Source organism: Bradyrhizobium sp. USDA 4532 (assembly GCF_024171315.1).
GTDB classification, from domain to species: domain Bacteria; phylum Pseudomonadota; class Alphaproteobacteria; order Rhizobiales; family Xanthobacteraceae; genus Bradyrhizobium; species Bradyrhizobium australafricanum.
On sequence record NZ_JALJZN010000001.1, the window covers coordinates 2,214,561 to 2,232,627 of the forward strand.

The window sequence follows — 18,067 nt, forward strand, 5'->3', positions numbered from 1 at the left end:
GATGCGCGGGTCAAGCCCGCGCATGACTGCCAATCGCCAAAGAAGGAAGAAACGCATGTCAGACCGCCTGAAGGGCAAACGCGCATTCGTAACCGCAGCGGCCGTCGGCATCGGCCGCGCCTGCGCGCTGGCCTTTGCCCGCGAGGGCGCGAGCGTGTTCGCGACCGATATCGACGAAGGCAAGCTTGCGCTGCTCAGGCAGGAAGGCGCCGCCGAGGTTGCGAAGCTCGACGTGCGCGACACCGCAGCGGTCGAGGCAATCGCAAAGCGCGCCGGCAAGACCGACATCCTGCTCAATGCCGCGGGCTTCGTGCATCACGGCACGGTGCTGGAGTGTTCGGACGACGACTGGGACTTCTCCTTCGACCTCAACGTCAAGTCGATGCACCGCACCACGCGCGCTTTCCTGCCGGGCATGCTGGCGCAGGGCGGCGGTGCCATCGTCAACATCGCCTCCGCCGCCGGCGCGGTGAAGGCGGCGCCGAACCGCTACGTCTATAGCGCCACCAAGGCCGCGGTCGCGGCACTGACGCGCTCGGTCGCGGCCGACTTCATCACCAAGGGCATCCGCTGCAACTGCATCTGCCCCGGCACCATCGAGACACCTTCGATGCTTGAGCGTGCGGCGGCTGCCGGCCCGCAGGGACGCGAGATGTTCGTTGCGCGCCAGCCGATGGGCCGGCTCGGCACCGCCGAGGAAATCGCCGCGCTCGCCGTCTATCTCGCCAGCGACGAAAGCTCGTTCACCACAGGCGTCGCCCATGTCATCGACGGCGGCTGGACGCTTTAATCGGGAGGCAGCATGAACAAGATCGATCTCAACGGCCGCTGTGCCGTCGTCACCGGCGGCGCGCAGGGATTTGGCCGCGCCATCACCGAGCGCTTTGTCGCGTCGGGCGCCAAGGTCGCGATCTGGGATTTCGACCAGCCGCTGGCCGAGAAGACCGCGCGGGCGATCGGCGAGAACGTGATCGCGATCAAGACCGACGTCACCAATCCCGACGCGGTCGACGCCGCGCGCGATCAAACGCTGCGGGCGTTCGGCAAGATCGACATTCTCGTCAACAACGCCGGCATCACCGGAGCCAACAAGCCGGTATGGGAAACCGATCTCGAGGATTGGCGCCGGGTGATGCGCATCAATCTCGAGGGGCCCTTCATCTGCTGCAAGGCGATCGTGCCGACCATGATCGGCCGGAAGTACGGCCGCATCGTCAACATCGCCTCGATCGCCGGCAAGGAGGGCAATCCAAACGCCGCGCATTATTCGTCGTCGAAGGCGGGCCTGATCGCGCTCACCAAATCGCTCGGCAAGGAGCTCGCGCAGCACGACATCCTGGTCAATGCGGTGACGCCGGCCGCGGCGAAGACCGCGATCTTCGACCAGATGACCCAGCAGCACATCGATTTCATGCTGTCGAAGATCCCGAAGGCCCGCTTCGTCCAGGTCGAGGAGCTCGCCTCGATGGTGGCATGGCTGGCGTCGGAGGATTGCGCCTTCTCCACCGGCGCGGTGTTCGACATCTCCGGCGGCCGCGCGACCTATTAAACCGCCGCTCGCCTCGCCGGCTGCCGAAGCGCCGCGACGAGATGATCGGCCAGGAGTGACGCCGCGTGCGGCAGGTTTTGCGCGCGATGCAGCCGTATCTCGGCCCGCGGCAGCAGGGGCATGCCGTCGCGCGCGGTCAGCCGACGCAGCGTCGGCGGAAACGTCCCCGACTTGACCACGGTCACGGCGAGGCCCTGCGCCGCGATCGCCTCGACCGCGGACAGGCTGTGGCTGACAAAGGCGAGCCGCCACGGCCGGTTCGCCTCGTCCAGCGCCTGCATCGCCCAGCTCCGGAACAGGCAGCCCTGCGGATAGAGCGCGACGGGCAGCGGATCGAGCTCCTCGACGCGATGCGCAGCGCTCGCGGCCCACACCGCCTGCTCGGTGCGCAGCAACTCGCCCTCGCCGCGTCCCTCGGGGTGCATCGCGATCACGAGGTCATAGGCTTCGCCGAGCCGATCGGTCATCGTCGACGTCAACCCGGTCTCCATCTCGAGATGGATCAGCGGATAGCTGGCGATGAAGTCCTTGAGCAGCGGCGGGACGATCATCGTCCCATAGTCGTCCATCACGCCAAGGCGAACCCGTCCATCCGTGCCATGCTCGCGCACCCGGCCGACCGCCTCCGCGTTGAGGCTCAGGATGCGGCGGGCATAACCGAGCAATCCCTCGCCGGCTGCACTCAGGTCGACACTGGACGTGCTGCGGTGAAACAGTTCGGCCTGCAGTCGCTCTTCCAGCCGCTTCACCTGCATGCTGACGGCGGATTGGGTCCGGTTCAGCGCTGAGGCCGCGCGGGTGAAGGAGCGATGCTCCGCCACCGCGACAAAGGCCTGCAGAAGATCCGGGTCCAGGATGGGCGCGCTCATAACGATCCGTGATTTAGTCGATCAAATCTATTCCATTTCCTGATTATGTCCCCGTCCCTAGATTGCGCAAGCAAAACCAAGGGACGGACGGAATGGGCGAGATCTGGGGGGTGTTGGCGGCGGTGGCATCGAGCGCGCTCGGCGGCACCTCGATCGGGGCGACGCGGTTTCTGGTCGGCGCCATCGACCCGCTGGCGATCGGCGCGTTCCGCTTCGGTATCGGCGTCCTGCTGCTGCTGCCGCTGGCACTGCTGCAACGCCGGAACTGGCCGACGCGGCACGATTGGCTCGGCGTTGCCGGCCTCGGCCTGCTGTTCTTTGCGGGGTTTCCGGTCCTGTTCAATGCCTCATTGATCTTCACCACCGCCGCGCGCGGCGCGCTCGCGCTGTCGACGCTGCCGCTTCTGACCATGCTGGTCGGCGCGGCGCTCGGCGCCGAAGCGCTCACCGCGCGCAAGACCGCAGGCGTCCTGGTCACCATCCTCGGCGTCTCGATGGCGCTGCTCTCCGGCCTCGCCACGGCGCCGCTTGGTGCCTGGCGCGGCGACCTCTTGATGATCGCAGCCGCGCTGTGCATGGCGCTCTACAGCATCTGGTCAAAACCCTATATCCGCCGCGCCGGCCCGATCCCCTTCACCACGCTCGCGATGGCCGCCGGGGCGGTGGTGCTCATTGTCGCCTCGCTGCTGCGCGGCAGTTTTGCGCCGGTTGCCGATTTCGGCGCGCCGCAATGGTCCGGCGCGATCTATCTCGGCGCCTTCGGCGCTGCGCTCACCTTCTATCTCTGGGCCTTCGCGCTGGAGCGGACGACGCCGACCCGGGTGGCGATCTCGGTCACCGTCAATCCGATCGCGGCATCGCTGGTTGGCGCAGCGCTGCTCGGCGAGCCGCTGAGCTGGAATCTTTTGGCCGGCATCGTCACCGTGTTCGCCGGCATCTGGATCGCGACCACCCAGCCGCCTCTGGCGCACGCGGTCGCCCCCGACATGCGCTGACCTGCGGCAACGCTCGCCAGCAAGGCCTTCCGCGAATCCGTGCTAGCCTGAGGTCCGGTCCCAGCGAACCCGAGGCGGCATGCCATTGAACATCTCCCTCTATGACATCTCCGTCTGGGTATTGCCGGTGGTCATTGCGATCACGTTTCACGAAGCCGCGCACGGCTTCGTCGCTCATCGGCTCGGCGACGACACCGCCTGGCAGCTCGGCCGCGTCAGCTTCAACCCGCTGAAGCACATCGATCCGTTCGGCACGCTGATCCTGCCTGCAGTGCTGCTGTTCGCGCATTCGCCGTTCCTGTTCGGCTACGCCAAGCCGGTGCCGGTGAACTTCCGCAAGCTCAATCATCCCAAGCTCGATATGGTGTGGGTGGCGCTGGCCGGCCCGGCCACCAACATCATCCTGGCGATCGCCGCGGCGCTGGCATTCCACGCGCTGCCATTGGTGCCGGCCGATGCCGCAAAATGGACCGCGGACAATCTGAAAAACGCCTTCCTGATCAATATCGTGCTCGCGATCTTCAACATGATGCCGATCCCGCCGCTGGACGGCGGCCGGGTCGCGGTCGGGCTGTTGCCAAGGCCGCTGGCGATCCCGCTCGCCCGGCTGGAGCCCTACGGCATGCTGATCCTGATCGGGCTGTTGATCCTGCTGCCGGTGATTGGCCAGCAAGTCGGCCTAAATCTTGATGTTATTTCAACGATACTGCGAACTCTGACCGGCTATGTAATCAACGCCCTTCTCCTCATTACCGGAAACACATAGCCTTGATCTGCGCACGACCCGACCGAAAACCGGTAGCCATTTTTCCGGGTCGCGCGTTGAGGACAGGAACGCTTCGAGGCCATGGTGATCAAAGCTGCCGATATGCTGATTGCACGACGCGCCGACACCCGAGCGCGGGCCGACTTTGCGACCTGGAAGATGATGGCCAAGCTGAACGGCGCCTCCGCCTTGCCGCCTGAGGCGCAGAATTTCCTGGCCATTTACAACAAGCTGCTGGGACAGATGAGCGAAGCCGACGCCGGCGAGGCGACCATCCAGGAGATGTACCGCACCTACTATGTCGAGATGGGCGGCGCCGGCAAAGCGCCGGAGGTTCCGGCGCGCGCGCGCGAGCCGGTCGCCGACAATGGCAACGTCACGACGTTCCGCCGCCTGCCCCCCAAGAAGACGAGCACCTCCGACCCGAACGCCAAGCGTTCGATGCCGGTGGCACTGATCTTCGCCTGCCTCGTCGTGGTCTACGTCGCGATCCGGTACTACTGGAAATAGCGCCGTCCGCGCTTCACCCTATCCGCGTCTGATGATCGAACTCCGCGCACCGCGGCATCCCGTCGCGCGTCACCGGCTGCGCAATCGCCGCGGCGCGGAATATAGCGCACGATCAAACGCGCCGGCGCTCTAGGCGATGCACCCGATGCCGGGCATAATCCGGAACTCAAAAGCAAAATCATACTGGAGGGAAGATGAAGCGTTCCATTGCAGCCTCGGTCACGACGGCCTTGGTCATGGCCACGAGTCTTGCGTTCTGCGGCGGTGCGTCGGCGCAGACGATGGACAAGGTCGCCAAGGTCGGCGCGCTCGGCGATCAGTCCGGCCTCTATCAGGATATCGGCGGTCCCGGCTCGACGGTGGCGGCGCAGATGGCGATCGAGGATTCCGGGCTGCTGGCGAAGGGCTGGAAGATTGATCTGATCTCGGCCGATCACCAGAACAAGCCCGATGTCGCAGTCAACATCGGCAAGCAATGGATCGATGTCGAGAAGGTCGACGTGTTCGTCGACCTCGCGGCCTCCAATGTCGGACTCGCGATCGCCAACCTCTCGAAGGAGAAGAACGTCGTCAACCTGAACTCGGGCTCCGCCTCGTCCGACCTCACGGGCGCTCAGTGTTCGCCGAACACGGTGCACTGGGTCTATGACACCTACATGCTCGCCAACGGCACCGGCAAGGCGCTGGTCAAATCCGGCGGCGACACCTGGTTCTTCCTCACCGCGGACTATGCGTTCGGCCAGGCGCTCGAGCGCGACACCTCGGCGGTGGTCACCGCGAATGGCGGCAAGGTGCTCGGCAGCGTCAAGCATCCGCTCAACAACGCGGACTTCTCCTCCTTCCTGCTGCAAGCACAAAGCTCGAAGGCCAAGATCGTCGGGCTCGCTAACGCCGGCGGCGACACCACCAACGCGATCAAGCAGGCCGCGGAATTCGGCATCGTCTCGGGCGGCCAGCGGCTTGCCGGCATGCTGCTGTTCATCACCGACATCAACGCGCTCGGCCTCAACGTCGCGCAGGGGCTGAACTTCACCGAGACGTTCTACTGGGACATGAACGACCAGACCCGCGCCTTCTCCAAGCGCTTCATGGAACGCTTCAAGAAGAACCCACCGACCATGGTGCAGGCCGGCGTCTATTCCTCGCTGATCCACTATTTCAAGGCGCTGGAAGCGCTCGGCGGCAATCCGCATGACGGTCGCGCCGTGGTCGCCAAGATGAAGGAGATGCCGACCGACGATCCCCTGTTCGGCAAGGGCTCGATCCGCGTCGACGGCCGCAAGATCCACCCCGCCTATCTGTTCGAGGTGAAGAAGCCGTCGGACTCGAAATATCCGTGGGACTATTACAAGCTGGTCGCCACCATCCCCGCGGACGAGGCCTTCCTCCCGCTCGAGAAGAGCGTCTGCCCGCTGGTGAAGAAGAGCTGAGGCAACGTCGTTCCGGCCCGCGTGAAACGGCGAACCAGGAATCGACCAGCGGCACATTCAATGGAGAAATGGATTCCGGGTTCGCGACTTGTCGCGCCCCGCAATGACGCCGGGTCTGATCGCAGCCAGCCGCGGCGCGCTACTTCTTCGGCTTGTTGTAATTGACGTCGAGGCTGAACGAGAACTGATCGTCGGTCAGGTCGGCCGGCGGCGCCGGGACCGGATCGGACCGGTGGACCATCGAGATCGCCGCGTCGTCAAAGGCGGCATCTCCGGACGATTCCAGCACGGCAACCGACAGCACCTTGCCCAGACGATTCAGCACCAGGGCGACCTTCACCTTGGCCTCCTTGGCCTTGCCCTTCTCTGGGAATTTCTTGTGCAGGTCGAGATAGGCGCTGATCTTCTTGCCCCACTTGGCGGTCAGCAGCAGCTTGTCCTTGCCGATGCCTGGGTTGGGTGCCTTGGTGGTTTCCGACTGACGCGCGTCCTCCAATTTGGTCGGCGCGGCCGCCTCCGAGGCCTGCTGCGCTTCCTGCGCGTTGGCCTCGACCTTGGCGACCTTGGCCTCCTCCTCCTTCTGCTTCTTGGCAGTGTCTTCCGTCACGATGCGATCGGGGTCGTCGGACTCCACCGGCTTTTCCTGAGGCAGGTCGGTGTCCTTCACCTCGGCCTTCTGCTGCGCCATTTCCTGCACAGCCTGCTGCTCGTCAGCCAGCGGTCCAGGCGGTAGGGCCTCTTCAGTCGCATCCGCGGAAGCCAGCTCGACGGCGTACTCCGCGCCGGCAGCGCCGAGCCCCTCGTCGCCGTCGTCGCCGCGCAAATTGGTCAGTGCCAGCGCGGCACCGCCCAGATGCAGCCCGACTGCCGTCACGGCGGCGATCACCCAGAGCCGCTTCGAGGTCCGCAGATCGAGATCGGGGTTGGTGGACATCGCGTTCGCCGTCAGGGTTTGGCAGGATCGGCCTGCGCCGCCGCGGGCGCTCCCGGAACGCCCTCGAGCGCGACCAGCTTCACGTGCGTGTAGCCGCCGGCGCGCAGCAGCTCCATCACGCCCATCAGCTCGCCATAGGGTACCATCCGATCGGCCCGCAGGAACACGTATTTGTCCCGGGTCATGTCGGGCACAGCATCCAGCGAATTGACCAGGTCGACGCGCTTCACCGCGTTCTCCCCGATCGCCAGCGTCAGATCCGGCTTGATGCTGAGATAGGTCGGCTTGTCCGGCTTCTTCTGCGGCGTCGCGCTGGAGGTCGGCAGATCGATCGGCAAATCGACGGTCGAGAGCGGTGCCGCCACCATGAAGATGATCAGCAGCACCAGCATGACATCGATGAACGGCGTGACGTTGATCTCGTGGGATTCCGCGAAATCGTCGTCGCCATCGTTCTCGGAGATCGAGACTGCCATCGCCTACTCCGCCGCTGCGGCGCGCGCATGCGCGTTGCGCGGAACGTCGCCATGGGTGCGATCGAGATCGCGCGACAGCAGCCGTCCGGCGGCGCCCGAGGCTCGGTTGACGAGCTCGAGATAGACCTTCGTGACGCGCGAGAAGTGGTTGTAGATGATCACGGCCGGGATCGCCGCGACGAGGCCGATCGCGGTCGCGAGCAGCGCTTCCGCAATGCCCGGCGCCACCACGGCAAGGTTGGTCGTCTGCGACTTCGAAATGCCGATGAAGCTGTTCATGATGCCCCAGACGGTGCCGAACAGGCCGACGAAGGGCGACGTCGCGCCGATGGTCGCGAGCAGGCCCATGCCGATGCGGATCTTGCGGGCTTCGGCGCGCACGATCTCGGCGAAGCTCGACGCCGCGCGCTCCTTGATGCCGCTGTCGCTCGAGATGCCCGCCGACAGGCGCCCCTCCCGCATCGCAGCAGCGATGAACGACGACAGCACGCTACCCTTGGCACCGAGCGCGAACTGCGCTTCGGCCAGCGAGCGGGATTCAGCGATCTTGGCCAGCGCGCCACGCAGCTTGCGCTGCGCTACCGTCAGCTCGACCATCTTGGCGATGAACACCGTCCACGTGACGAGCGACGCGAATGCCAGACCGAGCATCACCGCCTTCACAATGATGTCGGCGTTTAAGAACATGTTCCACGGCGACAATTCGTGCAGGCCGGTCGAGGTCGACTTCAGCGACTTGCTGTCGCCGCTCGCGGGCGCAGCCAGGGACGCCTCGTTCGCCGTCGGTGCCGGAGCCGCCGCGGCAGGGGCCGGCGCGGCCTGAGCCTGCGGCGCCGCTTGTGCCGGCTGGGCGGCCACCGGCGCGGCCTGGGCAGCCGCCGCAGGCTGGGCCGCCGCCGGCTGGGCGGGTGCGGCCTGAGGCCGGGTCACGGGTGCGGGCTGCGCTACAGGCGCCGTTTGCTGCTGCGCCGAAGACGGCGCGGCCAGCATCAGCATCGCCAGCGAGGCGATCATGGCGGATGCAGCGGGGAACTTGAATGTCATCATCAGTTACACTTCAGCCCAGTGACGGATCAGGTTGTGATAAATCCCGGTCAATTTGACCGTTTCGGGGTCATCGCGCCCCAGCCGCTCCACCAGAGCCTGGATCGCGGTATCGAGATCAAAGATCAGGCTGCGCCCGTGTGCATCCCGTATCATGCTCTGCAGCCAGAAAAAAGACGCTACCCGGGTCCCCCGCGTGACCGGCGTGACCAGATGCAAGCTGGAAGCAGGATAAACTACGAGATCGCCCGCCGGCAGCTTGATTTCATGGGATCCGTAGAGGTCTTCGATGACGAGCTCGCCGCCATCGTAGTCCTCCGGCTCCGATAAAAACAGCGTGACCGAGAGGTCGGTGCGGATCCTCATGCCCGTCAGCCTGTCGCCGCGCACCGCATTGTCGACGTGCAGGCCGAAATGGTGCCCGTCGCTGGCGGCATAGCGGTTGAACAAGGGTGGAAAGATTCTAAGCGGGATCGCCGCCGAGATGAAGCGCGGGCTCGCCGACAGCGCCGACAGGATGCGGTTGCCGAGCTGCCGCGCGACCTCGCTGTCGGGCGGCAGCTGCTCGTTGCGCTTGACCATCGCGGAAGCGGCGCCGGCGGTCGAGCGGCCGTCCTCCCATTCGGCTTGCGCCATGATGCGGCGGAAGTCCGCCACATCAGCCTTGCTCAATACGTTGGGAACACAGACCAGCATCTCGTGCCGCGAAGCCTCCGTCAGTAACGCGCAGAAACAACCAGATACGCGGCGCGTCCCGGCGCTTCGAGCACGAACGGCGCCGCGCTCTGGTACAGCGCGTCGTAGTAGCGCTTGTCGAAGATGTTGTTGACGAACAGCTTCATGGTCCAGTGCTTGTCGATCTTAGCTTCGGCAAAGGCGTCGAAGCGCCAATAGCTCGGGATCGAGGTGCCCTGGTTGGCCGCGAGCAGCGTGCCGCCATAGACCTTCGAGCGATACACCGCCTGCCCGCCTAGCTCCCACATGTCGGTGAGCTGGTACTTGGTCAGCATGCTGAACGACTGGTGCGCGACGTTGGCGAGCGGCAGTCCGACATTGCTGGAGTACAGGATGGTGTTGGCCGGCGGCGCCAGCGACCTCGTCACTGCCGACTGCATCAGCACGAGACCGCCGAACACGCTCCATTTGTCGGTGATCTTGCCGCCGACGCCGAGATCGATGCCGCGGATGCGGTAGGCCGCGCCCGCGGTGATGCAGGAGATATTGCCGGTCGTCCCGGTCGGATAGGAGCAGCCGAGCGCTGCCGCCGCGGTGGCGTTGTTCACGTTCTGCGATTCGCGCGCATTTTCCTTCTCGGTCTGGAACAGCGCCGCCGTCACCAGCAGATGACGATCGAACAATTCCCACTTGGTGCCGACTTCGATCGCCTTGTTCTTTTCCGGCCCGAAGATCTGGGTATTGCCGCCGTTCAGCACGGGAGACAGGCCGCCATACGCCGTGCTGGTGCCGTCGAATTCGGCGCCGACCGGGTTGGATGAGGTCGCATAGGCCGCATAGACGCTGCCGTTCGGCAACGGCTTCAAGGTGAGGCCGAGGTTGAAGTTCGGCATCCCGAAGTCGGCCGACTGACTGCCGAATGTGGTCCTGCCGCCCGAAGTCAGATAGCCTGACGTGTTGATCTTGTAGTCGTCGTAGCGGATGCCGCCATTGAGGATCACGAAGTCATTGTAGTTCGCGGTATCCATGATGTAGCCGCTGGTGGTGTCGATCCCGATCTTGGTCGGCAGCCCGGACAGCCCCGACGGAATCGGGAACGGAATGTTGGTGTATTGCGGATTGAACACGCTGACGCCGGAGAGCGATCCGCTTCCCGTGAATGCCGATGTGCCGGTCGTTATTTCCGAGCTCAGGCCGAGATATCTGTCGATCGACGACCGCTCGTTGTCGTATTCGACGCCGGCCGTCGTCGTGTGCTTGAAGCCGAGGCCGTCGACCGACTTGTAGGTCGCCTCGGTCTGGTTGGCGAACACGTCGGTGACCTGGTAGCGGCTTTGCGGATTGGCGCTCAACGTATACGCCGTGAACGGAGCGCCGGCGGCAAGCGTCGGCGCTTCCGGCAGCGTGCCGATGTAGTTCTGGGTCGAACGCGATTCCCGGATCTTGTTGCTGACCACGAGGTCCGGCGTGATCTGCACCTCGGCATTGATCGTGCCGATGTCCTGCCCGGTCCTGAAGAAGTCGCGGTTGACGAAGCCGTAGAAATTGTTGCGGTTGACGCCGAAATCCGGGAACGGACCGCCGGCCGTGCTCGCGGTGCTCGGCCGATAGTACGGCACGCCGAAATCCGGGAGTCCGGTCAGTTCGGTGTGGATGTAGTTGCCGGTGATCTTCACCGCATCGACCGGCTTCCACGAGCCGGCGACGAACGCGCCGTTGCGGTCGTCGGTGACGTAGCTGCGGCCGGCGACGCCGGCATCCTGGAACAGGCCGCCGGCGCGGATCGCCAGTGTCGGGCTGATCACCTGGTTGACGTCGAGCGTCACGCGCTTGGTGCGATCGGTGCCGAACGTGGTGTCCATGTTGTAGAAGCTGTTCTGCGTCGTCGCCTGCTTGGTGACGATGTTGATCGCGCCGCCGGTGGTGCCGCGGCCGGCAAAGGACGAGCCCGGGCCGCGCAGGATCTCGACCTGCTCGGTGAAGAAGTTCTCGCGGACGCTGACGCCGGAGTCGCGCACGCCGTCGATGAAGATGTCGTTGCGCGCATCGAAACCGCGGATGAAGAAGCGGTCGCCGAAGGCATTGCCGCCCTCGCCCGTGCCGAGCGTGACGCCGGCGGTCGACAGGATCGCCGACTTCAGCGATGTGGCGTTCTTGTCTTCGAGCACGTCCTTGGTCAGCACCGTGACCGATTTCGGCGTGTTCAGGATCGGCTCGGGATATTTCCCGGACGACTGCAAACGGTCGCCCTTGTACGGCGCGGCCGGATCCGCGTACGGATCGCGGTCGGCGGGAAGACCGCCGGCGTTGGGAAACGGCACCGGCGCCTGCTGTGCCTGCTGGTTGTTAGGTCGCGCGGCGCGACGCAGCGCGTTGCGGGCGCGGACCTGGTCCGCAGTGGGCCTTGACGTCACGGGCCGCGGGCGAGCGACCGGGGCATCGACATTCACCGGCGGCAGGTTGGATTGCTGCGCTTCAGCCCCCGAAAACGACGCCACCGCGATCAGGCTCGCGACTGCGGAGACCTTCGTGACGGAATAACCGGTGTCATCAGCCGAACCGATCGCTGCATCAAAGCGCAGCGATCTCGGCGCCTTCACATTGCTCATGTCTTGCTCGCCCCAGAAAAATCAGCTCGTTCGCGAAATGAAGCTGCGACGAACTGTCTCCATCGGTTATCGAGCGTGACCTTTTTTATCAATGCGACGAGCGCAACAGTCGGCTTGAATCGCCCCAATTCAAAGCGATTCTAATCTACGGTTTGAAATCGTTCTAAACTGTAGTTTTTAAGTGTTCTAATAATCGTTCTAAATCGATGCCGCCCGTCATTGGCTGCCGCGTGCGGGCGCTGTCCATGCGACCACGCGATTACTCGGCGCTTGGCGGCTTCATCAGCGAAAACAGTTCGTCGATCGTCCGCTGCGCGACCTGCCGCACGCGGTCGCTGTTCTCAAGGCCGGCGATGTTGACGCCGTTGACGACCGCTTTGATCTCGTCGCGGAAGTCGGTGAGAAAGCGCAGCGGGTCGCGCTGCTCGTTGGCGACGCGCGCGATCAATCCTGTAACCAGGATCTGGCATGCCATCATGCGCCCGTTCAACTCATCCATCGCAGCCCTCGTCCTCTCGCATCGTCGCTGCGCGATATGGACGACATCCCGCGACGATTCAACCGGCTCGCGCACGCTGCAACGGGTGAATGGATGGAGCGAAGGAATCTGCGCACGATGAGATGCGCTATTTCGCAGCGATGCGCTCCGCCTCCTCGCCGAGCGCCTTGATGCGATCCTTGACCTCGCGCAGCGTGGCGAGGCCGCTTTCGACATGCTTGTCCGAGACGTCGCGCAGCACATCGCCGGCGATCGCGTCGCGCAGGCTGTCGAGATCGTCGACGAGGCGGCGCCCGCTCCTGGTCAGGAACAGGCGATTGGCACGGCGATCCCTGGGATCGGGACGGCGTTCGAGCAGGCCATGCTCGACGAGGCGGTCGAGCAGCCGCACCAGCGAGATCGGCTGCAATTCGAGGACGTCGGCGAGATCGACCTGGGACAGTCCCTCCTGCTCGCGCAGGCGGAACAGCACGATCCATTGCGCACGCGTGGTGCCTCGCGCCTTGGCGCGATGATCGATATAATTGCGCAGCAGCCGGGAACTCTCGACGAGCTGCGCGATAAACTGGCGTTTGAGATCGAGCGACATAGGGGTCCTCGGTGCGTTTCCCAGGCGAATTGTTTCTGCTCGTTTCTGACCTAAACCTTTCCAAATGTTTAGGATTCTCAAGCCTTGGTGTGTTTACACATTAAGTGCACGCATATTATATCCGCAAGCTCTGTGAACCGTTTCGATCAGCCTTTATTGTTACGTCGAACCCAAGAGTCCGCATGTCAAAGTCACGCACCATCGGTTGGGTTTTAGTGATCGCTGCGGTCGGCGCCGCCGGTTATTTCGGCTGGCAGAAACACACTAGCAACCAGCAGGCGATCGAAGCCGCGCAGAAGCGATCCGCCCAACGCCCGGCCGTTCCGGTCAAGATCTCGCCGGTCGAGAAAGCCGACTTCCCTGTCTATCTCACCGGCCTCGGCACCGTGCAGGCGTTCAACACGGTCCAGGTCCGCACCCGGGTCGACGGTCAGATCACCAGGATCGCTTTCAAGGAAGGCCAGTTCGTCAAGGCCGGTGACACGCTGGTCGAGATCGATCCGCGGCCCTATCAGGCGACGCTCGACCAGGCCAAGGCCAAGAAGGCCCAGGACGAAGCCAATCTCGCCAACGCCAATCTCGACCTGCAGCGCACCACCAGGCTCGGCGAGTTCGCGACACGCCAGCAGCTCGACACCCAGCGCTCCACGGTGGCGCAGCTGACCGCCCAGATATCGGCTGACGAGGCCGCCATCTTCAACGCCCAGACCCAGGTGGACTACACGACCGTCAAATCCCCGATAGACGGGATTGTCGGCCTGCGACTGGTCGATATCGGCAACATCGTCAATGCCTCGGCCCAGACCGGCATTGTCACGATCACCCAGATCGAGCCGATCACGGTGATCTTCACCGCGCCGGAAGACCAGCTGCCGGACATCAAGGCGGCGCTGGCCGTGGCGCCGCCCAAGACCATTGCCCTGACCACCGACGGCAAGCGGGTGCTATCCACGGGAACCCTGGCGCTGATCAACAATCAGGTCGACACGTCAAGCGGGACTGTCCGGCTGAAGGCGGTGTTTGATAACAAGGACCACGCGCTGTGGCCGGGCCAGTCGGTCTCGACCCGCCTTCTGGTCAGGACCTTGAAGGATGCCACCGTCGTCCCGGATGACGCGGTGCAGCATGGCACCGATGGCCTCTACGCGTATTCAGTCAATCAGGAGAACAAGGCCGAGCTTCGCAAGATCAAGGTCAGCCAGTCGATCGACGGCAAGTCGGTGATCGACGAGGGCCTGTCGCCCGGACAGCAGGTGATCACCGCGGGGCAGTACAAGGTCTCGCCGGGAACCCCGGTGACAACGGCAGTGGCGAGCTCGGATCCGTCCCAGTCGAAGGTTGCGCAGGAATGAGCGTCGGCGCCGGAATTTCCGCACCATTCATTCGTTTCCCCATCGGCACCTCGCTGCTGATGGCGGGCATCCTGTTCGTCGGTCTCGTCGCCTATCCCCTGCTGCCGGTCGCGCCGCTGCCGCAGGTCGACTTCCCCACCATCCAGATCACTGCGACCCTGCCCGGCGCCAGCCCGGAAACGATGGCGACATCGGTCGCCCAGCCGCTGGAACGCCAGTTCGCGCAGATCCCCGGCATCGCGCAGATGACCTCGACCAGCTATCTCGGCACGGCGGCGGTCACCATCCAGTTCGACCTCAACCGCAGCATCGACGGCGCCGCCAACGACGTGCAGGCCGCCATCAACGCGGCCAGCGGCCAGTTGCCGAAAACCCTTCCCTCGCCGCCGACCTACCGCAAGGTCAACCCGGCGGACTCGCCGATCATGCTGCTGTCGGCGACATCGGACACGCTGCCGCTGACGACGGTCAGCGATGCCGTCGACGCCCAGCTGGCGCAGCAGATCAGCCAGATCTCGGGCGTTGCGCAGGTCATCATCGGCGGCCAGCAGAAGCCGTCGGTTCGCGTCCAGATCGACCCCGCCAAGCTCGTCGCCAAGGGCCTGTCGCTGGAGGACGTCCGCGCTGCGATCAACATCGCCACCGTCGACAGTCCGAAGGGCAACATCGACGGCGCCACCCGCGCCTATACCATCTACGCCAACGACCAGCTGCTCACGGCGAGCCCGTGGAACGACGTCATCATCGCCTACCGCAACGGCGGGCCGCTGCGGATCCGTGATATCGGCCAGGCCGTCACCGGGCCCGAGGACGCCAAGCAGGCCGCCTGGGCCAACGGCAAGCGCGGCGTATTCCTGGTCATCTTCAAGCAGCCCGGCGCCAACGTCATCGACACCGTCGACAAGATCAAGGCGGCGCTGCCCCGACTGGTCGCCGCGATCCCGCCGGCGATCAAGATCGACGTGATCAGCGACCGCACCACCACGATCCGCGCGGCGGTCGAGGACGTCCAGTTCACCCTGCTGCTGACCATCTTCCTGGTCGTGATGGTGATCTTCGTCTTCCTGCGCAGTTTCTGGGCGACCGTGATCCCGACGGTCACGGTGCCATTGGCGCTGCTCGGCGCCTGCGCGCTGATGTGGGTGTTCGGCTACACGCTCGACAATCTGTCGCTGATGGCGCTGACGATCGCGGTCGGCTTCGTGGTCGACGACGCCATCGTGATGCTGGAGAACATCAGCCGCTACATCGAAGAGGGCGAGAAGCCGATGGCTGCCGCCTTCAAGGGCTCGCAGGAAATCGGCTTCACCATCGTTTCGATCAGCATCTCACTGGTCGCGGTGCTGATCCCGCTGCTCCTGATGGGCGGCATCATCGGCCGCCTGTTCCGCGAATTCGCGGTCGTGCTCGCGATGACCATCTTCGTCTCGATGTTCGTGTCGCTGACGCTGACCCCGATGATGGCCTCGCGCTTCCTGCGCGCCCACAATGACGAGAAGCACGGTCGGTTCTACCAGCTCAGCGAGCGCGGCTTCGACGCCATGCTGCGCGGCTATCAGAGCGTGCTCGACCTCGCATTGCGCTGGAAGTTCACGACGCTGATGATCTTCTTCGGGACGCTGGCGCTGTCAGTCTACCTGTTCGTCGTCATCCCGAAGGGCTTCTTCCCGCAGCAGGACGTCGGCCTGATCACCGCGACCTCGGAAGCCAACCAGGACATCTCCTTCGCCGACATGAAGCGGAAGCAGGAGGAACTCGGCAAGATCGTGCAGCAGGATCCCGCGGTGGCGACGGTGGCGATGGCGATCGGCGGCAGCGGCCGCGCCGGCAACAACGGCGCGATGTACATCACGCTGAAGCCGCTGAAGGATCGCGACGCCAACGCGCAGCAGGTCATCGCCCGGCTGCGGCCGAAGCTGGAGAAGGTCGAGGGTGCCCGGCTGTTCATGCAGGCGGCGCAGGACGTCCGCCTCGGCGGCCGCCCGACCCGCACCCAGTTCGAATTCACGCTGCAGGATGCCAACCTCGCCGAATTGAACGAATGGGCGCCGAAGATTCTCGGCAAGATGCAAACGCTGCCGCAGCTGCGCGACGTCGCCACCGACCAGCAGACCAACGGCACCACGCTCGAATTGAAGATCAACCGCGACACCGCCTCGCGCTATGGCATCCAGCCGCAGCTGATCGACGACACGCTCTATGACGCGTTCGGCCAGCGCCAGGTGACGCAGTACTTCACCCAGCTCAACAGCTACCACGTCATCCTCGAGGTGTTGCCGGAGCTCCAGGGCGCGATCGACACGCTGAACAAGATCTACATCAAGTCGCCGCTGACCGGCGAACAGGTGCCGATCTCGACCTTCGCGACCTGGACCAGCGTGCCGGTACGGCCGCTCTCGATCAGCCATCAGGGCCAGTTCCCGGCGATCACCATCTCGTTCAACTTGGCGCAGGGTGTTGCGCTCGGCCAGGCGACGGAAGCGGTGCAGAAGGCGATGGTCGACCTCGGCGCGCCGCCGACACTGAGCTCGAGCTTCCAAGGCACCGCGCAGGCGTTCCAGCAATCGTTGTCGACCGTGCCGCTGTTGATCCTCGCGGCGCTCGTGGTCGTCTACCTGATCCTCGGCATTCTCTACGAGAGCTACATCCACCCGATCACGATTCTGTCGACGCTGCCGTCGGCCGGCGTCGGCGCGCTCGCGATCCTGATGGCGGCCGGCTTCGACTTCTCGCTGATCGCGCTGATCGGCATCATCCTTTTGATCGGCATCGTGAAGAAGAACGGCATCATGATGGTCGACTTCGCGATCGCGGCCGAGCGCGACCAGCACATGGAGCCTGTCGCGGCGATCCGCCAAGCCGCCCTGCTCCGCTTCCGCCCGATCATGATGACGACGATGGCCGCCTTGCTCGGCGGCGTGCCGCTGATGTTAGGGACCGGCACCGGTTCGGAAATCCGCCAGCCGCTCGGCTACGCCATGGTCGGCGGCCTGATCGTCAGCCAGGCGCTGACGCTGTTCACGACGCCGGTCGTCTACCTCTATCTCGACAGGCTCTCGAATGCGTTTGCGACCTGGGGCCGCTCGCCGCGCACCGACCACGATGCTGACGACGACGAGCATGGATCGGTCAAGGAGGCCGCCGAGTGACTTGACTTTGCTGGCATCCCGGCACATCCGAAAGATGTTCATTTCGGAGCCGGTACCGTGAAGATTGTCGCCAAGTCGCTCTTCGTCCTGCTGACCGCGTTCGGCATGGCCCACTCTGGCCACGCCCAGACGGCCAAGAGCAAGAACGCGCCCGCTCCGGCAGCTGCGCCCGCGGCTCCTCAGGGTGATACAGCAGCCCCCAACAATTCCGGCTGGATTGCGCGCTGCACCAGTGCGAGCCGCGACGCTTCGCTCGAATGCGCGATGGAACAGACCGCGGTGCTCACCAAGACCGGCCAGCTCATCGTGCTGGTCAATATCCGCGTTCCCGGCGACACCCGCACGCCGGTGGCGCTGATCCAGCTTCCACTCGGATTGAACCTGCCGGTCGGCGCCAAGCTGCAGGTCGACGACGGCAAGGCCGTCGACGTGCCGATCCAGACGTGCGAGGCGCGCGGCTGCTACATCAATACGCCGATCGCCGCCGATGTCCTGACCCAGCTGAAATCGGGTAAGCAGCTCAAAGTGTCGTTCCAGAATCTCGGCAAGGAAACCATCTCTATCCCGATGCCGCTTGCCGACTTCGCGACGGTCTACGACAAGATCAAATAGCGCCGCGCA

At 64.5% G+C, this 18,067-nt stretch carries 17 protein-coding genes; 9 read left to right on the plus strand and 8 right to left on the minus strand.

What is annotated here, in order from left to right; all coding sequences use genetic code 11:
• Positions 1-55 precede the first annotated feature (55 nt).
• Both J2R76_RS10740 and J2R76_RS10745 read left to right on the plus strand, forming a co-directional pair.
• Positions 56-790: an SDR family oxidoreductase gene (locus J2R76_RS10740; RefSeq protein WP_076826529.1), complete on the plus strand. Its 735-nt coding sequence runs from the start codon at positions 56-58 to the stop codon at positions 788-790.
• Between the two features lie 12 nt (positions 791-802).
• A complete protein-coding gene (locus tag J2R76_RS10745; protein ID WP_076826527.1) occupies positions 803-1,549 on the plus strand; it encodes an SDR family NAD(P)-dependent oxidoreductase in 747 nt (248 codons plus the stop codon).
• Here J2R76_RS10745 and J2R76_RS10750 read toward each other — a convergent pair.
• A complete protein-coding gene (locus J2R76_RS10750) occupies positions 1,546-2,418 on the minus strand; it encodes a LysR substrate-binding domain-containing protein (protein WP_076826525.1) in 873 nt (290 codons plus the stop codon). The two genes, J2R76_RS10745 and J2R76_RS10750, sit on opposite strands and share 4 nt — an antisense overlap.
• A gap of 92 nt (positions 2,419-2,510) precedes the next feature.
• On the opposite strand from J2R76_RS10750, the gene J2R76_RS10755 reads away from it, so the two are divergent.
• From J2R76_RS10755 to J2R76_RS10770, 4 genes are all read left to right on the plus strand, one after another.
• On the plus strand, positions 2,511-3,413 hold the full coding sequence (locus J2R76_RS10755; protein WP_076826523.1) for a DMT family transporter: 903 nt from the start codon (positions 2,511-2,513) through the stop codon (positions 3,411-3,413).
• A gap of 85 nt (positions 3,414-3,498) precedes the next feature.
• The gene (locus J2R76_RS10760; RefSeq protein ID WP_038384092.1) at positions 3,499-4,179 is read left to right on the plus strand and encodes a site-2 protease family protein; all 681 of its coding nucleotides are present in this window, start codon (positions 3,499-3,501) and stop codon (positions 4,177-4,179) included.
• Between the two features lie 102 nt (positions 4,180-4,281).
• The gene (locus J2R76_RS10765; protein WP_057020029.1) at positions 4,282-4,689 is read left to right on the plus strand and encodes a hypothetical protein; all 408 of its coding nucleotides are present in this window, start codon (positions 4,282-4,284) and stop codon (positions 4,687-4,689) included.
• Positions 4,690-4,925: 236 nt separating this feature from the next.
• Positions 4,926-6,119 carry an ABC transporter substrate-binding protein gene (locus J2R76_RS10770; protein WP_371852120.1) on the plus strand — a complete coding sequence of 398 codons (1,194 nt, stop codon included), beginning with the start codon at positions 4,926-4,928 and terminating at the stop codon, positions 6,117-6,119.
• Positions 6,120-6,258: 139 nt separating this feature from the next.
• Here J2R76_RS10770 and J2R76_RS10775 read toward each other — a convergent pair whose 3' ends face one another.
• From J2R76_RS10775 to J2R76_RS10805, 7 genes are all read right to left on the minus strand, one after another.
• Positions 6,259-7,053 (minus strand): TonB family protein, encoded by a 795-nt coding sequence (locus J2R76_RS10775; RefSeq protein ID WP_076826520.1) that lies wholly within the window; start codon positions 7,051-7,053, stop codon positions 6,259-6,261.
• Between the two features lie 11 nt (positions 7,054-7,064).
• On the minus strand, positions 7,065-7,529 hold the full coding sequence (gene exbD / locus J2R76_RS10780; RefSeq protein ID WP_076826519.1) for a TonB system transport protein ExbD: 465 nt from the start codon (positions 7,527-7,529) through the stop codon (positions 7,065-7,067).
• A 3-nt stretch (positions 7,530-7,532) separates the two neighbouring features.
• Entirely contained in the window at positions 7,533-8,576 is a 1,044-nt protein-coding gene (gene exbB, locus J2R76_RS10785) for a tonB-system energizer ExbB (RefSeq protein ID WP_143270793.1), read from the minus strand.
• A 3-nt stretch (positions 8,577-8,579) separates the two neighbouring features.
• Positions 8,580-9,269 (minus strand): Fe2+-dependent dioxygenase, encoded by a 690-nt coding sequence (locus J2R76_RS10790; protein ID WP_076826517.1) that lies wholly within the window; start codon positions 9,267-9,269, stop codon positions 8,580-8,582.
• Between the two features lie 20 nt (positions 9,270-9,289).
• Positions 9,290-11,857 (minus strand): TonB-dependent siderophore receptor, encoded by a 2,568-nt coding sequence (locus J2R76_RS10795; RefSeq protein ID WP_253623947.1) that lies wholly within the window; start codon positions 11,855-11,857, stop codon positions 9,290-9,292.
• Positions 11,858-12,116: 259 nt separating this feature from the next.
• Positions 12,117-12,356 carry a hypothetical protein gene (locus J2R76_RS10800; RefSeq protein WP_028344615.1) on the minus strand — a complete coding sequence of 80 codons (240 nt, stop codon included), beginning with the start codon at positions 12,354-12,356 and terminating at the stop codon, positions 12,117-12,119.
• Positions 12,357-12,483: 127 nt separating this feature from the next.
• A complete protein-coding gene (locus tag J2R76_RS10805) occupies positions 12,484-12,945 on the minus strand; it encodes a MarR family winged helix-turn-helix transcriptional regulator (RefSeq protein WP_016841339.1) in 462 nt (153 codons plus the stop codon).
• Positions 12,946-13,127: 182 nt separating this feature from the next.
• Between J2R76_RS10805 and J2R76_RS10810 the strand changes: the two genes are divergently transcribed.
• The 3 genes from J2R76_RS10810 (at position 13,128) to J2R76_RS10820 (ending at position 18,058) form a co-directional block, all read left to right on the plus strand.
• On the plus strand, positions 13,128-14,297 hold the full coding sequence (locus J2R76_RS10810) for an efflux RND transporter periplasmic adaptor subunit (RefSeq protein WP_076826513.1): 1,170 nt from the start codon (positions 13,128-13,130) through the stop codon (positions 14,295-14,297).
• A complete protein-coding gene (locus J2R76_RS10815; RefSeq protein ID WP_076826511.1) occupies positions 14,294-17,446 on the plus strand; it encodes an efflux RND transporter permease subunit in 3,153 nt (1,050 codons plus the stop codon). The genes J2R76_RS10810 and J2R76_RS10815 overlap by 4 nt, the downstream gene beginning before the upstream one ends.
• A gap of 105 nt (positions 17,447-17,551) precedes the next feature.
• Positions 17,552-18,058 carry an invasion associated locus B family protein gene (locus J2R76_RS10820; protein WP_076826741.1) on the plus strand — a complete coding sequence of 169 codons (507 nt, stop codon included), beginning with the start codon at positions 17,552-17,554 and terminating at the stop codon, positions 18,056-18,058.
• The last annotated feature ends 9 nt before the right edge of the window (positions 18,059-18,067 follow it).